The sequence below is a fragment of the Polaromonas sp. JS666 genome (assembly GCF_000013865.1).
In the GTDB taxonomy this organism is placed as follows: domain Bacteria; phylum Pseudomonadota; class Gammaproteobacteria; order Burkholderiales; family Burkholderiaceae_C; genus Polaromonas.
This window is the reverse complement of the sequence record NC_007948.1, coordinates 1242212-1258101: the sequence shown is the minus strand read 5'-3', so window position 1 is coordinate 1258101 and position 15890 is coordinate 1242212. Positions and strand designations below refer to the sequence as shown.

Annotated in this window: 13 protein-coding genes; 6 read left to right on the top strand and 7 right to left on the bottom strand. The window is 64.9% G+C overall.

Going from position 1 to position 15890, the window contains the following annotated elements:
- Window positions 1–448 precede the first annotated feature (448 nt).
- Window positions 449–1039 (bottom strand): hypothetical protein, encoded by a 591-nt coding sequence (locus tag BPRO_RS05995; RefSeq protein ID WP_011482165.1) that lies wholly within the window; start codon window positions 1037–1039, stop codon window positions 449–451.
- A 143-nt stretch (window positions 1040–1182) separates the two neighbouring features.
- Between BPRO_RS05995 and BPRO_RS05990 the strand changes: the two genes are divergently transcribed.
- The gene (locus BPRO_RS05990; protein ID WP_011482164.1) at window positions 1183–2250 is read left to right on the top strand and encodes an IS110 family transposase; all 1068 of its coding nucleotides are present in this window, start codon (window positions 1183–1185) and stop codon (window positions 2248–2250) included.
- A gap of 319 nt (window positions 2251–2569) precedes the next feature.
- Here the strand turns inward: BPRO_RS05990 and BPRO_RS05985 are convergent, their stop codons facing one another.
- On the bottom strand, window positions 2570–3169 hold the full coding sequence (locus BPRO_RS05985) for a DUF4145 domain-containing protein (protein WP_011482163.1): 600 nt from the start codon (window positions 3167–3169) through the stop codon (window positions 2570–2572).
- Between the two features lie 453 nt (window positions 3170–3622).
- Here BPRO_RS05985 and BPRO_RS05980 point away from each other — a divergent pair, with 453 nt between their 5' ends.
- The gene (locus tag BPRO_RS05980) at window positions 3623–4984 is read left to right on the top strand and encodes an MBL fold metallo-hydrolase RNA specificity domain-containing protein (protein WP_011482162.1); all 1362 of its coding nucleotides are present in this window, start codon (window positions 3623–3625) and stop codon (window positions 4982–4984) included.
- 212 nt (window positions 4985–5196) lie between these two features.
- Here the strand turns inward: BPRO_RS05980 and BPRO_RS05975 are convergent, their stop codons facing one another.
- Window positions 5197–5931, bottom strand: coding sequence for a sulfite exporter TauE/SafE family protein (locus BPRO_RS05975; RefSeq protein WP_011482161.1), 735 nt, complete (start codon window positions 5929–5931; stop codon window positions 5197–5199).
- Between the two features lie 15 nt (window positions 5932–5946).
- Window positions 5947–7335 carry an oxygen-independent coproporphyrinogen III oxidase gene (gene hemN / locus BPRO_RS05970; protein ID WP_011482160.1) on the bottom strand — a complete coding sequence of 463 codons (1389 nt, stop codon included), beginning with the start codon at window positions 7333–7335 and terminating at the stop codon, window positions 5947–5949.
- Window positions 7336–7558: 223 nt separating this feature from the next.
- Between hemN and BPRO_RS05965 the strand changes: the two genes are divergently transcribed.
- Window positions 7559–8233, top strand: a complete 675-nt coding sequence (locus tag BPRO_RS05965; protein ID WP_369794703.1) for a helix-turn-helix domain-containing protein — start codon at window positions 7559–7561, stop codon at window positions 8231–8233.
- Window positions 8234–8395: 162 nt separating this feature from the next.
- On the opposite strand, the gene BPRO_RS05960 is transcribed toward BPRO_RS05965, so the two are convergent.
- Entirely contained in the window at window positions 8396–8860 is a 465-nt protein-coding gene (locus tag BPRO_RS05960; protein WP_011482158.1) for a universal stress protein, read from the bottom strand.
- A gap of 24 nt (window positions 8861–8884) precedes the next feature.
- Entirely contained in the window at window positions 8885–11596 is a 2712-nt protein-coding gene (locus tag BPRO_RS05955; RefSeq protein WP_011482157.1) for a bifunctional acetate--CoA ligase family protein/GNAT family N-acetyltransferase, read from the bottom strand.
- A gap of 139 nt (window positions 11597–11735) precedes the next feature.
- Here BPRO_RS05955 and BPRO_RS27915 point away from each other — a divergent pair, with 139 nt between their 5' ends.
- The gene (locus BPRO_RS27915) at window positions 11736–12140 is read left to right on the top strand and encodes a TraR/DksA family transcriptional regulator (protein WP_011482156.1); all 405 of its coding nucleotides are present in this window, start codon (window positions 11736–11738) and stop codon (window positions 12138–12140) included.
- A 33-nt stretch (window positions 12141–12173) separates the two neighbouring features.
- Window positions 12174–12641, top strand: coding sequence for a phasin family protein (locus tag BPRO_RS05945; protein WP_011482155.1), 468 nt, complete (start codon window positions 12174–12176; stop codon window positions 12639–12641).
- Window positions 12642–12688: 47 nt separating this feature from the next.
- Here BPRO_RS05945 and BPRO_RS05940 read toward each other — a convergent pair whose 3' ends face one another.
- Window positions 12689–14443, bottom strand: a complete 1755-nt coding sequence (locus BPRO_RS05940; protein WP_011482154.1) for a PHA/PHB synthase family protein — start codon at window positions 14441–14443, stop codon at window positions 12689–12691.
- A 188-nt stretch (window positions 14444–14631) separates the two neighbouring features.
- On the opposite strand from BPRO_RS05940, the gene BPRO_RS05935 reads away from it, so the two are divergent.
- Window positions 14632–15621 (top strand): zinc-dependent alcohol dehydrogenase family protein, encoded by a 990-nt coding sequence (locus tag BPRO_RS05935; RefSeq protein WP_011482153.1) that lies wholly within the window; start codon window positions 14632–14634, stop codon window positions 15619–15621.
- Window positions 15622–15890: the final 269 nt, after the last annotated feature.

Sequence of the window (15890 nt, the reverse complement as noted above, 5' to 3'; positions counted from 1 at the left end):
CGGAGCGGCATCCCAGACGTTGAGGTGCGCTCAAAGTCGACAGATGCAGTAACGTGTGAAGTTGATAACTGGGTTGTTGACTCTGCGACGCTTCCCTCCATCAGGGTGATCCAGGCGCCGGAAAACTTAGGACTTTCTCGCGCCCAGTACGGCCACTGCGTCCGATCGAGGGGGCGTAATTGCCCCGTGGATTCCAGCGCGTTCAGCGCAGGGAGCTCGATCTCCTCCCACTTCCAGGACATTAAGTACACCTCCAATCGAGAGTGCCTTACCATTCCCGAGTTTCCGATCGCGCCGTATGCGCGATTCTGAGAGGTCAGTTTTCTCATTGAAGAATTCATTTCAAGTTTCTGGACTAAAAATACAGCCTCAACGTGAAGATGACCGGACCACCACCGTTTGCGGCGAAGCCGCCACCTGCAGGTGTGGATCCGTGTCGATTGACATGTTAAGGCGCACGCTTCGCACGTTGGAGCGCCTCTAGGACTTGGACCACTTCACCACCCGAACCGAGATTGAATGCGTGAGTGCTGCGATCAAGGTTCTGCGTAAGCTCATTGAGGAGGCTCTTGGTCTTCGCCACCAGGTCGCGAAGTTCATTTGGAGTGACGGCCGCCTCTCGGAATGCATCCTCCACTGAGTGCGCCGTGGAGTGATGCCCGAACACCTTATTGCGAAGGATGCTGACCTTGACCCAAAGTGGCTTCGCCTCCTGATACTGTCGGTCCAGGCTGGCAAGCACGCTGGGTTCCAGTGCCGCTCCAGCTTGCAGCAGTTTCAGGAAGCGAGGAATGTTGTAGGTGTCCGTTCGCGTCTCGTACAGCTTGTAAAGACTCACCAGCAGTGCGACGAAGTGCGCGTGTATTGCCGTCTGAAAATAGATGGGGTAGCGATTTAGCACGTCAACAAACTGCGGCCGCGTTTGATCGCTTTTCAAGGCCCACCAAATCTCGTAATTCAACCCGGCGACAGTTACGATGTGCCGCAGTTCGGAGACATATGGTTCGTGCGGGCTCGAGCTCATCGTGCGCTTTAACATTTGACATGCGGGGCGGCCAAGGGCGCTAGCCCTTGGAAGTCCCTGTAAAGAATACGAAGGGACTTCCCACTTCCGGGTAACGGCATCGAGTGCCAAGATTGGTTTTGGAAAGTCAATCTGAAACCTTTGGAAGGAGAAGTCCCATGAGCGAGATTACACGAGTTGGCGTTGATCTGGCAAAGCGCGTCATTCAAGTTCACGCCGTTGACGGTGCTGGCCAGCGGGTTACCAGTCGAGCGCTGGTGCGCGACAAGTTCATTACCTGGTGTGCTCAATTGCCCGCAGGCTGTATGGTTGCCATGGAAGCCAGCTCCAGTGCCCACCACTGGGCTCGTCGGCTGGTGGCATCAGGGCTGGATGCGCGCATCATCGCCGCGCATTTGGTGGCGCCCTACCGATTGCAGGGCAAGTCGGGTAAGAACGACGCCAACGATGCTGCCGCCATCTGCGAAGCCGCCTCGCGCCCGCAAATGCATTTCGTGCCCGTCAAAACTGTCGATCAGCAAAGCATGCTGTGCATCCATCGCCTGCGTGAAGGCTTCAAGGCCGAGCGCACTGCCTGCGTCAACCGGATTCGCGGTCTGCTGGCCGAGTTTGGTCTGGTGTTCGCCCAGAAGCCCGCCGTGCTACGCCAGGCCTTACCCGATGTGATTGAAGACGCAAGCAACGAGTTGGGGGCCCTGGCCCGGCTTGCGTTGCAGCGTGCCTGGGCGCAGTGGCAGGAACTCGATGCGCATCTGGCCTGGTGCGACGAACGCATTGCAGCCCACCTCAAGGGCAACGAGCAGGTGCGCCAAGCTGAACAACTGATGGGCGTGGGACCGGTGACGGCCTCCGCCATCGTCGCGACGGTGGGAGACTTCAAGCAGTTTCGGGACGGCGCGCAGTTTGGCGCCTGGCTGGGTTTGACGCCACGACAGAACTCCAGTGGAGGAAAGAACAGCCTGGGCTCCATCACCAAGCGCGGCGACATGTATTTGCGCATGCTGTTGATTCAGGGTGCCAAGTCTGCCGTGATGACGGCTCAGAAACGTTCCGACCCGATCTCCAAATGGGCACACCAGCTGCGCGAGAAATCGGGCTGGCAAAAGGCGGTGGTGGCCCTGGCCAACAAGAACGCACGCATCCTGTGGGCGGTGTTCGTGCGGGGCAAACCGTTTGATGCGCGCCATGTAAGTGTCAAGCCAGGCATGGCGGGCGCAGCGGCGTAGCGCCGTCAAAAAAAAAGTTGTTCGTTTCCTTGCAAGACGTGAGTTCGAAGATGCAGTAAACAGGTCAGACCGGCAGCGGGCAAGCTCGACTAACCCTTTGTGGCATTCGCTTGGCAATGACCACGTGATAGGAATGGAGCCCCGCTGAGCGGTTCGTATCTGGGTCCGCACTGAAAAAATGTGCAACAAGGCCGACAGTAGATGTGCAGTCTGTTCCTCGTTTCACCGCCGCTTCACTTCACGCCAGTGCAGGAAAACCGTCACCAAGGAAAATTTATCGCCGCCGTTACTTGACTACGTGAGAAGTCCCAGTAAAGGGTTAGGCCTTTGCGCGACGCTCTTGGAAGCGGTTGAATTTTTCATTGAGAACATAGACGTACTCGCAGATGGCCAGACCAAAATCAAGAAGGTCTCGCGCATCTTCCTTAGTTACCTTGATAGCCGTCGCGTGCGCTCCCAAGTTCCTGTTCTCGCGAAGCGCCTCGCCCCAGTTGAAAATCCGCTCATCGATCACGCCATCGTCTTTTAGCTTCTTCAGTCCGGCCGCTAGCGTCTTGATTTTTGCGTCGTGATGCTTGCAAAGTCCTTCGATAGCACGGCCGCACATCACTGCGCACGCTTGATAGGCCTTGGCTTTGAAGCAAACCTGAGCTTCGACTAGGGAGTCTCGGGCAATTTCTGGAATGCTCCAGTCAATGGCGTCGTCTGTGCTCGGCCACACCCTAGAGGCTGAGTCCCATTCCCAAGTGTCAGCCCCGGTCTGGATTAGCTCAGTGATTCCTAGCAGAGCTCGGTGACATACCTTGCACTCAAGTAGTACGTACCGAGTCGGCACACCGGTGTGTTCGAGGTCAATGTTGACGTCACCCCTCTCTTCGCAGTCAACCTTGGCTTCGCATCCTGGGCATTCGGTGATCATGATTCGTCCCTAAAAGGCCTAACGTGATGTAGACCGTCGGATATTCTGGCAATCCCAGCTTATCCGACCAGATAAACCAGAATTCCGCCACTGGATACGAATCAGTCCATTGGGCGGCAAGCCGCATGCAGCCAAGGTTTGCAAAGGCTTTTCCTGAAACGCTAGTGTCACTACAGTCCCCCTTTATCTTGTCGCCTACCTTGGCGCATTGGCACCGAGCCAAGCTGTCCGACATTTCGCAATGCAAGCACTATAGCCCAGCAGAGGCTGCGCCTGAATGACTCCTTCCGCTGCAGCCCCGTCGTTCAAAGCCCAATTCTCAGTGACCGCAATGGGTCGACTGCTGCATGTTTCAAACCCTATTTTTTCGCTCCAGGGACTGCACTTGATCGAAATCAATCCACCCGTGGTACAACGGCCGGAAACTGATTCCCTCCAACTGCCAGGATTTCCATGCGACTCCAGTTTCTCGGCGCTACGGACACGGTGACCGGCTCCAAGTACCTCGTGCAGCACGACAAGGCCAGGGTATTGGTCGATTGCGGCCTGTTCCAGGGGTACAAACAGCTGCGCTTGCGCAACTGGTCGCCCTTGCCGGTGAAGCCGGCAGCGATTGACGCCGTGGTACTGACCCACGCCCACATCGACCACAGCGGCTACCTGCCGCTGCTGGCACGCCAGGGCTTTCGCGGCAAGGTCTATTGCACGCCCGCCACCGCCGACCTGTGCCGCATCCTGCTGCCGGACTCCGGACACCTGCAGGAAGAGGAAGCCGAATACGCCAACCGGCGCGGCCTGTCCAAGCATTCGCCCGCGCTGCCGCTGTACACGCGGGAAGATGCCGAACGCTGCCTCAAGCTGCTCCACCCGGTCGATTACGGGAAACACTGGCAGCCGGCGCCGGGCTTGAACGCGAGCCTGACTCCGTCGGGCCACATGCCGGGATCGTCGTTTGTGCGGCTGGACAATGGCTCGCGCTCGCTGCTGTTTTCAGGCGACATCGGTCGCCCGAACGACCTGGTGCTCAAGGCGCCGTCGCAGATGGACGGTGCGGACTACCTGGTCGTCGAATCCACCTACGGCGACCGCCTGCACAAATATTCCGATCCCCTGACGGTGCTAGGCGAAGTGATCAACCGAACCGCTGCGCGCGGCGGCGTGGTGGTGATCCCGGCTTTCGCGGTCGGCCGGGCGCAGAGCCTGATGTACTGCATCCATCTGCTCAAGGCCCAGGGCGTGATTCATGACAACCTGCCCGTCTACCTCAACAGCCCCATGGCCGCCAACGCCACCCAGGTGTTCCTCAAGCACAAGAGCGAGCTGCGGCTGACGGCCGCGCAATGCAAGGCCATGACACACACGGCGCATATCGTGGGCACGCCGGAAGAGTCGCGCCTGCTCAATACCCGCAAGGGCCCGATGGTCATCATCGCCGCCAGCGGCATGGCAACGGGCGGGCGCGTGGTGCATCACCTCAAGGCCTTCGCACCCGACCCGCGCAACACCATTTTGTTCGCCGGCTTCCAGGCCGGCGGCACGCGCGGCGCGATCATTGCCGGCGGTGCGCCCACCGTACGCATCCATGGGGAAGACGTTCCGGTGCATGCCGAAGTGGCCATGCTCGACGACCTGTCGGCCCATGCCGACGCGGCCGAGATCATCGGCTGGCTCAAGGGCTTCAAGGCGGCGCCGAAGAAGACCTTCATCACGCATGGCGAACCGCCAGCCGCCGATGCCATGCGCCAGCGCATCGAGCGCGAGCTGCACTGGACCTGCCACATGCCTTGCTACCTGGAAACGGTCGCCCTCAATTGACCGTTGACCGGCTCCGGGCCGGCTCACGACCATTCAGGCTAGGCCCAATACGGTTCAGTTAAGCACCAAACTCCGTTCGGGCTGAGCTGCCTGTCCTGAGCGAAGACGAAGGGGTCGAAGCCTTGTTGACCTGCGATCCGACCCTTCGACCCTTCGACGGGCTCAGGACAGGCGGAGTTCAGGGCGAACGGCTTAACTGAACGGTATTGAGGCTAGGCCAGCCCGCACCAGACGGCCACGCGGGCGGCAAGGTCTGCCCACAGGGCCCACGCAGCGGTCAGCGCCAACAGGGCACCCGCCGCACGGGTGCCCCAGTCCTGCCGAAGCCGGTCACCCGCGCCCCGCAGGCGCGCCAGCAACGTGGGCGCCAACGCCAGCGAGACGCCGCTGCCGGCGGCGAACAGCGCCATCGACAGCGCCCCTTGCAGCGCGCCGCCGCTCAGTGAGGCGACCAGCAGCGCCGAATACAGGAGGCCACAGGGCATGAAGGTCCACAACGCGCCCGTGGCAAACACACCGCCACGCGCCGCCGCGAGCGGGCGGATGCGCGCCCAGGCCGAGCGGCCGGCCGCATTCACCCAGGCCGGCTGGCGCGCCTGGGCCAGCAACACCAGCCCCCATGCCAGCACCGCCAGATGGAACAGCGTCCAGACCGGCCGCAGCGCCGCGGCATGGCCCGTGAGCCAGGCAAAGCTTTCCACCGCCAGCGCGGCGGCCGCCCCGGCCACGGAATAGCCGGCGAGCCGGCCGGCCAGGAAGATCCAGAGTGAGTGCGACGGCATGGACGCGGACGCGGATGGGGATGGGGATGGGGATATGGGTATAAGCGTGGGCGAGCCCTGGCCCGGCCGGTACATGGCGGCGCAGGCCGCGCCGCACATGGCCACACAATGCGGGCCACCGGCCAGCCCCATCAGCAGCGCCGTGACAGCCAACGTGGTCGACATGACAGTTGGCGCGCTTCAGATAATGCGCGAGAACTTCGCGCGGTTGCGGTCGGCCTGCAGGTAGCGGTCAAACACCATGGCCACGGCCCGCACAAAAAACCAGCCCTTGGCCGTGACCTGGATGCCAGCGTCGTCCAGCACCACCAGGCCTTCTTCGGCCAGTTCGCCCAACTGCTCGAGCTCGGCCGCGAAGTAGGTCTGGAAGTCCAGCAGCCACGCCTGCTCTATCGATTCAAACAGCACCTGGCCCTGGCACATCAGCGCCACGATCACGGCCCGGCGGGCCAGGTCGTCCCGGCTCAAGGCCAGACCGCGTGCCACGGGCAGCCGTCCCTGGTCGAGGTGGTCGCAATACTCTTCCATGGTCTTGGCGTTCTGGCTGTAGGTGGCGCCTATGCGGCCAATCGCCGAGACACCCAGGCCGATCAGGTCGCAGTCGGGCTGGGTGCTGTAGCCCTGAAAGTTGCGGTGCAGGCGCCCCTGGCGCTTGGCCACGGCCAGCGCGTCGCCGGGCAGCGCGAAATGGTCCATGCCGATGTAGACATAGCCCGCCGCCTCGAAGGCCGAGAGCGACTGCGACAGCATCGCCAGCTTGGCCGCAGCGCCGGGCAGTTCGGCGGACACGATGCGCCGCTGCGGCTTGAAGCGCTCGGGCAGGTGGGCGTAGGCATACAGCGCGATGCGGTCGGGCCGCAGCTGCTGCACCTGGGCCAGTGTGCGCGCGAATGATTCCGGCGTCTGCCGCGGCAGGCCATAAATCAGGTCGATGTTGACCGAGTCGAAACCGATCGCACGGGCCTGCTCCATCAGCGCGAACACTTGCTCGGCAGGCTGGATGCGGTGCACCGCTTTCTGCACGTCGGGGTCGAAGTCCTGCACGCCGAAGCTGATCCGGTTAAAGCCCAGTTCGGCCAGCGTGGCCAGGCGGGCGCCGTCCACGGTACGCGGGTCGATCTCGATCGAATATTCGCCGCCGGGCACCAGCGCAAAACTGCGCCGCAGCATGGCCATCAGTTCCCCGAGCTCGGCGTCAGACAGGAAGGTCGGCGTGCCGCCGCCCAGGTGTAGCTGCGTGACGGGCTGCTCCAGGCCCAGCCGGGCCGTGTGCAGGTCCACTTCGCGGCTGAGGTATCGCAGGTAGGTGGCCGCCCGCTCGTGGTGTTTGGTGATGATCTTGTTGCAGGCACAGTAGTAACACAGCGATTCGCAAAACGGGATGTGCAGGTACAGCGACAGCGGCTGTGGCTGCCCGAGCGCGGCCGGTCCGCTGCGGCGCTGGGCCAGCGCCTGACCATAGTCGGCGGCGGTAAATGCCTCGACGAAGCGGTCGGCCGTCGGATAGGAGGTGTACCGGGGCCCGGGGACGTCGAATCGGCGCAAAAGATCGGGCGAAACAGTGGTCATGGAGCAAAGTGTGCCGCGTCCCGCAGCCCACCGGCTTGATCTAAATCAGTCGTTCCATGCGTGGACTGGAGACAATTTGATCCAGATCAGAAGGGCACCAGCCATGAAGGAAATTCCCGTCCAGAAACAGACCGAGAACCGGCCAACCGCCACGGCCTTGCGGCCTGTGGATGTGCGTACCTTCAAGGTGGCCTGCTCCAGCTGCAGCCTGCGCGAGCTGTGCATGCCGCTGGGACTGGACGCCGGCGAGCTGGCCCGCATCGACGAGCTCGTGCTAACCCGGCGCCAGGTCAGGCGCGGCACCATGCTGTTTCGCCATGGCGAGGCCTTCCGTTCGCTGTTTGCGATCCGCAGCGGCTTCTTCAAGACCTGCGTCACAGCCGACGATGGGCGTGGCCAGGTCACCGGCTTCCAGATGGCCGGCGAGATCATCGGCCTGGACGGCATCGTCAACGAGCAGCATACCTGCGACGCCGTGGCGCTGGAGGACTCCGAGGTGTGCGTCATGCCGTTCGAACGCATCAGTGAGCTGGCGCGCGAGGTCGATGCGCTGCAGCACCACGTGCACCGCATCATGAGCCGCGAAATCGTGCGCGAGCACGGTGTGATGCTGCTGCTGGGCAGCATGCGGGCCGAGGAACGCCTGGCGGCCTTTCTGCTGAACCTGGCGCAGCGCCTGCATGCGCTCGGCTTGGCCAGCCCCGAGCTGCTGCTGCGCATGACGCGTGAGGAGATCGGCAGCTATCTGGGCCTGACGCTGGAAACCGTGAGCCGCAGCTTCTCGAAATTTGCGCAGGATGGCATCATCGACGTGCGGCGGCGCCGTGTGCGTATCCTGGACACGGCAGCGCTGCAACGCATCGTCAACCCGCCACCGTGCGGCGTGAAGGTTTCATGATCTGTACCCATCCGCATCACCCAAGGTGCGGCCTTGCCTGGGCATCATGGGCGAGCCGAACGGGTGGCTTTCAGGGTGCGTTGAGGATGCGTTCAGGGCAAACTCGATGAAGAGCGGAAACATCAAGCAATCAAGCAATCAGGCCATCAGGCCATCAGGCCATCAGGCAGCAGCCTCGCCGCCGCGCACCACCAGCACCGGTACCGGCGCGTGCCGCACGATCTGCTCGGCATCGCTGCCCAGCAGCACCCGGCCGATGCCGCGGCGTCCGTGGGAGCCGACCACGATCAGGTCCGCCTTGACATGCCTGGCCTGCTCCGCCACATGGTCGCAAATTCGGCCAGGGCCTTCCACAATCAGCACGGAGTCGACCTCCACGCCCTTGTCCAGGGCCTTTTGCCGCTCATGCGCCAGCAATTTTTCGCCCGCCTCCCGCATCAGCGGAATAATTTCATTGAGGTAGTTCATCGCCGGCTCGAAGCCGTTGACATAGCTGAGTTCGTCCACCACATGGACCAGCCGCAGCCGGGCACCGGTCAGCTGGGCCAGCCTGATGGCTTCATCGAGTGCCTTTTGCGAGGTGGGGCTGCCGTCGACCGGCACGAGGATTTGATGGTAGGTGGACATGGTGGCTCCTGAGTTGAAAAGGTTTCAGCGCAGCGGCAGGCGCATCGTCATGGTGTCCCGGGACGGATCGGTTGAGACCTCGAAGCCAGCCTGCCGTGCCAGCGCGGCCATGCCGGTGTTCTCCAGCAGGCACTGCCCCACGACTTCGGTCGTGCCGCGCTCGCGCAGGTAGGCGGTCAGCTTGTCCAGCAGCAGGCGGCCCAGGCCCTTGCCCTGCCAGCCGGACGTCACCTGGATGGCGAACTCCGCCCGCAGGTTGTCCGGGTCGCACACGGCCCGCGCTTCCGCCACCATCGCTTGATCACCGACGCGATCACCGGACGCCTGGGGCGCCAGCGCGATGAAAGTCATCTCGCGGTCGTAGTCGATCTGGCTGTAGCGCGCCAGTTCGGAATGCGGCACCTCGCGCCGCGCCATGAAAAATCGCAGGCGCATGTCGGCGGGCGATGCGCCGGCATAAAAGGCCATCAGGCGTTGGCCGTCTTCGGGACGGATCGGGCGCAGCAGCAGCTCGCCCCCCGCCAACTGGACGCGCTCCTCGAGAGCCGACGGATAGGGGCGGATGGCAAGCCGGCTGCCCTCGCCCGCCGGCACCGGCCGCAGCCTGACCCGCGCATCCAGCGCCAGCACGCCGCGCTCATCGACCAGCAGCGGGTTGATGTCGAGTTCCGCCAGCCAGGGCAGGTCGCAGGCCATCTGCGACACCCGCAGCAGGGTGGTCAGCAGCGCCTGCTCGTCCGCCGCCGGACGGCCGCGATAACCGGCCAGCAGCGGCGCCAGCCGGCTCCGCGTGACCAGGTCACGGGCCAGGCTGGTGTTGAGCGGCGGCAGGGCCACCGCATGGTCCTTGCGCAGCTCGACGGCCGTACCGCCCTCGCCCAGCAGCAGGACCGGACCAAACACGGCGTCGGTGGCGATGCCCACGATCAGCTCATGGGCGCCGGGGCGTTGCACCATGGCCTGCACGGTGAAGCCCAGCACCACCGCCTGCGGCAGCAGGCGCGTCACCTGCCCGGACATCTTCACGGCCGCGGCCCTGACGGCTTCGGCGGAAGCCAGACCCAGCACCACACCACCGACATCGGATTTGTGGATGACCTGCGGCGACACAATCTTCAGGACCACCGGGTAGCCGATCCGGCTGGCGGCGGCAACCGCCTCCTCCACGTCGCGGGCCTGCACGGCTTCAACGCCGGGGATGCCGTAGGCCCGCAGCAGCGCCTGGGCCGGCGCCCCGTCGAGCCACTCGCGGCCCTCATGCAGCGCCTGTTCAAGCAGCAAACCGGCTTGCGCCCGGTCCGGCGTGAAGTCGTCCAGCGTGGCGGCCGGGAGCTGTTGCAGGGCTTGCTGGTTTCGCGCATGGCCGAGCAGCTGCAGCCATGCGTCGGCGGCGCGTTCAGGCGTGCTGTAGGAGGCGATGCCCGCCCCCGCGGAGGACTGGCGCGCAGCCGCCACGGCGGCACCGCCCAGCCAGCAGGTCAGTACCGGCTTGGCCGAAGCCTGCATCATCGGCAGGCAGGCCAGCGCGATCTCGCTGGACGCAACAATGGCCGTCGGCGCATGCATGAACAGCACGGCATCGACGTCCGGCGCAGCCAGCAGTACGCGCAAGGCGTCCTGGTAACGGCTGACCGGGGCATCGCCAATGATGTCGATGGGGTTGCCGTGCGACCAGGTTCCGGGCAGGCATTGATCAAGAGCGGCCAGCGTCGGCTCATCCAGTGGCGCCAGGCTGCCGCCCCCCAGCTGCAGCGCATCGGCTGCCAGCACCCCGGCACCGCCGCCGTTGGTGAGAATGGCCAGCCGCTCGCCGCGCCAGGGCCGCGCATGGGCCAGCGTTTCGGCGGCATCGAAGAGCGACTCCAGCGTGTCGACCCGCAACATGCCGGCCCGCCGGATGGCGGCGTCGAACACGGCATCGGAGCCGGCGAGGGCTCCGGTGTGCGAGGCGGCCGCCCGGGCACCATCGGGTGCGCGCCCGGCCTTGACCACGATCACCGGCTTGTTGCGCGAGGCCGCACGCGCGGCCGACATGAACTTTCGCGCCGCCTTGATGGATTCCGCGTACATCAGGATGGCCCGGGTCCCGCCGTCGCTGGCCAGGTAGTCGATCACGTCGCCAAAATCCACATCGGCGCTGTCGCCCAGCGAGATGAAATGCGAAAAACCGACGCCGCGGCTGTTGGCCCAGTCCAGCATGGCGGTGGCCAGCGCGCCGGACTGGGTCACAAATGCGAGCCGGCCCGGCTGGGCATTGCCGGGCGCAAAGCTGGCATTCAGGCCGACACCCGGCACCAGCGCGCCAATGCAGTTGGGCCCCAGGATGCGCAGCAGGTGTGGCCGCGCAGCGTCCAGCATGGCTTGCTCCAGCGAGAGGCCACCTGAGAGCCCACCGGCGGAGCCACCCTCTGCGGCCGGCTGCTTCAGCCCTGCGGTGAGCACGATGGCAGCGCGCGTACCCTTGCGGCCCAGGTCGGCGATCAATGCCGGCACCGTGTGCGCCGGCGTGCAGACCACGGCCAGGTCGGGCGCCTGCGGCAGCGACTCGACATCGGGCCAGGCCGGGCCGCCATCCACGCTCGCATGCCGGTGGTTGACCGGCCAGACCGGCCCCTTGAAGCCGCCGAGCTTGAGATTGCGCAGCACCACCGACCCCAGGCTGCCCTCGCGGTCGGAGGCGCCAATCACGGCCACCGACGCAGGTTGGAACAGGGCTTCAAGATGACGTACGCTCATGGGATTCCTTGCACGCAGGCGGGCCATCCCGTCTGACCAGACCAGATTAGCGCCCGGGCAGCGTCCGCATTTGCTCTAGATCAACGATTGCGGCGCTGGCGCGCCACAAAATGGACGACACCCTCAACAAGGATGCTCCATGGAAACCTACGACAGCAGCCAGGCACCGCGTTTTCGTCTGCTTCTCACCCAGCGCGAGGCCGAGTTGCGCGCGGTCCTGCGCGCCGCCGGCAGCCTGTCAGACGAAGCTGCCGAATCCGAGTCACACGATGTTACGGATTTCAAGGACGTGGCAACGGAACAGTCACTGGCGACGGTCGCCGACGCAAAGGTGGACCATGCCGCCCATGAACTCGAGCAGGTGCTGGCCGCGCTTCGCCGGCTGGACGACGCCACCAACGGCAAATCCCCGGGCTACGGCCATTGCCTGGACTGCGGCGAGGCCATCGATCTGCGACGCCTTGCGGCCCTGCCGGCCACCCCCTACTGCACCGCCTGCCAGGCCATTCATGAGCATGAACGGCAGCCGGCGCTGCGGCGCTGATCCCTCCACCCACCCTGAAAACGAAAGGAAACCATGAGTACCAAAACCACTCAGCGTGCGCCGCCCCACGAGGCGACCGCTGCCGATTTCGCCCCCTGGAACCTGCTCGCCAACCTCGGTCGCCTGCAGTTCGCGCTGATGGCTGACAGCGCGAGCGCCATGTTCCGCGGTTCCGAAGCCATCCGCAAAGTCCAGCAACAGGCCGCGCACCAGGCCGCGGTCCACCACGAGTCGGCTGCACAAAGGCTGCGCGACCCGCACGGGCCTGCCGAGCTGCTCACCATTGAGTCGGACCTGCTGCGTTTCGATATGCAGGAGGCGGCCCACTACTGGCAGCAGATCGCGACAGCCATGATGAAGACCCAGCTGGAAATGATGGGCTGCGCCAGCCACCTGCTGGGCTCCAGCGCCGGCGACAGCTTCAAGCCGGCGATTGAAGCCTGGCAAGCCAGTCTTTCCGCCTCCCTGGATGGCGCGGGAAGCCGGCCGACGACGCATTAAGCTGCCGCCCCGCGGCCTCCGACCGCTCTCCCGGGCGGTCGCGCCTGTCAGTCGAGGTGCACGTAGCGGCCGGGCGCTGCCAGCGGAGCGCCCTCGAACATAACCGCGTTGACGCGGGGTGGTTTGACCTTGCCCGATGAGTGCTTGTTCAGCCAGTCATGCCAGCCCGGCCACCATGACCCCTCACGCCGCGCCGCCGTGTCGAGCCAGTCCCCGGGATGGGCAGGCGCCTTGCCCGGCGCATGGGAGGCGATGCGGTAGCTGGCCTGCGGATGGGCGGCAGGCCCTGCGGGTGGATTGACGATGCCCACGTTGTGGCCACCGGAACTCAGCACAAAGCTGACCGGGCTGGAGGTCAGGCGGTGAATCTTGTACACCGAGTGCCAGGGCGAGACATGGTCGCTCTCGGTCGCGACCACAAAGAGCGGCAGCTCGATGTGGGACAGCCTCACCACCTGGCCGGCAGCGCGGTAGCGGCCCGCGGCCAGGTCGTTGTGCAGGTACAGGCTGCGCAGGTACTCGCTGTGCATGCGGGCGGGCAGGCGCGTTGCATCGGCATTCCAGGCCCGCAGCGCCGTCATGGGCGTGTGCGCCCCCATCAGGTATTCATGGACCAGCTTGGACCAGACCAGGTCCTTGGAGTTGATCAGCGCGAAGGCACCCGCCATCTGCCGCTCGTCGAGGTAACCCCACTCGGCCATCAGGTCTTCGACAAACGCGATCTGGCTCTCGTCGATGAACAGCCCCAGCTCGCCAGGCTCGTGGAAATCGGCCTGCGCCGCCAGCAGCGTCACCGTCTTCAGCAGGTTGGGGCTGCTGCCGGCCAGGGCCGCTGCCGCGATGGCCAGCAGTGTTCCGCCCAGGCAGTAGCCCATCGCGTGGATACGCGCACGTGGCCGCACTGAGCGCACAGCCTGCAGGGCCGCCATCACCCCCAGCTCCAGGTAGTCATCCATGCCAAGGTCCCGATCACCGCTGTCGGGGTTCCGCCATGAAATCATGAAGACGGTGTGCCCCTGCGCCACCATGTATTTGACCAGCGAATCGTCGGGCGTCAGGTCGAGGATGTAGTACTTCATGATCCATGACGGGACAATGAGCACGGGCTCGGTGTCCACCTCGGCCGTGACGGGCTCGTACTGGATCAGCTCGATCAGGTGGTTTCTGAACACCACCTTGCCCGGCGTCAGCGCCACGCCCTGTCCGGGCGCGAAGGCCTCGACGCCGCGCGGCTTGCCATCGGTGAGGACGGCGACCGCATCGCGCGACCAGTTGGCCAGCCCGGTGGCAAGGTTGACGCCGCCATTGGCCAGCGTCTCCTTCAGGACCTGGGGATTGGTGGCGATGAAATTGGAAGGCGACAGCATGTCCAGCCACTGGCGGGTGATGAAGGCTGCCACCTCCTCATGGTGCCGGGACACACCCCGAACGCCAGTCATGGCCTCGGCCCACCACTGCTGCTGCTGCAAAAAGGCCTGCGCCAGAACGTTGAACGGCGGCGCCTGCCACTCGGGCCGCGAAAAGCGCTTGTCCTGCGACGGGGACTCCACGCTCACGGGGCGATCCTGTTGCCAGGGCTGCGGCGCGTACTGCAGCCACAGCAGCCACTTGCGCAGGGCGCTGGCGCCCAGCTCGGCCTGCTTCGACGGAGAAACCAGCAGGTGGCTGAGCCAGTCGGTATAGGCCAGGGTAAGCGACGCCGGCGAGATGCCGTGTGCCTGCCGGGCCAGCCAGAGCTTGAGGGGAACGTCCATGGGAGGCAGTGCGTGCTGCCCCTCGGGACGCGGATTGGAAAGCGCCATGAAAACCCCCTTTCGGTGGCGATGGTCACCACATGCTACAGCCGCATGCACATGTTGCACATATTGCACATATTGCACATCATTCCACCTGCACCGTATTTTCGGCTTGCGCCAGGTCAAGGACAAGCCTGCCAAACCCACCCATGCCGGGGTGGATTGCGTACCATGGTGGCATGTTGCCGACCTCGATGTTCGCGATGACCGCCGACCCCGCCGGACGGCGACTGCTGGCGGCCCACAAACCGCTGCCGCCCACCGGCGAGCACGACCTGCTGGTGCGCGTGCTCGCTTGCGGGGTCTGCCGCACCGACCTGCACATCATCGACGGCGAACTGCCGCCGCGGCGGCCCCAGGTGGTTCCGGGGCATGAGGTGGTCGGGCAGGTGGTCGCCCTGGGCGCCAGGGCCGGGCGGTTCACCGTCGGGCAGCGTGTCGGCATCCCCTGGCTGGGCGGCGCCTGCGGCCGCTGCGCCTTCTGCGCCATGGACCGCGAAAACCTCTGCGACGTTCCGGTGTTCACCGGCTATGACCGCGACGGCGGTTTCGCCGAGTACGCTGCCGCCAACGAGCGTTTCTGCCTGGCCCTGCCGGCGCGCTACGACGACGCCCATGCAGCGCCCTTGCTGTGCGCCGGCCTGATCGGTTTTCGCGCCTGGTGCCTGGCCGGCGCAGACATGCCGCGCCGCCTGGGCCTGTACGGCTTCGGCGCTGCGGCTCACATCATCTGCCAGATCGCCGTGGCCCGGGAGCAGGAAGTGTTCGCCTTCACCCGCGCCGGCGATCAGGCCGGCCAGGATTTTGCCCGCAGCCTGGGCGCCGTGTGGGCCGGCGGTTCCCCGGACGCCGCACCGGCATCGCTGGACGCGGCACTCATCTTCGCGCCTGCGGGCGAACTGGTGCCGGCGGCCCTGGCCGCCACACGCAAGGGCGGGACCGTGGTCTGCGCCGGCATCCACATGAGTACCATCCCCGCCTTCGACTACCGGCTGCTCTGGGGCGAACGGGTACTCAAGTCGGTCGCCAACCTCACGCGCGCCGACGGTGAGGCCTTCTTCCGGCTGCTGGAGGATTTGCCGCTGCAAACCCATGTGCAGACCTTCGCACTGCGCGACGCCAATGCTGCGGTGCAGGCGCTGCGCGCCGGGGCGGTGAACGGGGCCGCGGTGCTCATTCCCTGAGCTGGGCGCCTGTCGCGCCGGGTCCGCCCACGGTCCGTATCAAACACACCGCTGGACACATCACTGTATTTTTTTGCGGTCCTGGCCATCGCCACAGGCGTCACCCCGCGGCTGGGCACTCATGCCGTTGAAGCAGATCAAACACTTATCTCGACAGGTCAGGTGCAGTGTGCCGATTTGCGAAATGTCAAAGACAGAAAAAGCCAACGGCATAGAGTGAATTGAGCCCGCAATTCGCAGCGGCCAGTAACCACATCCTGCGTCCCACG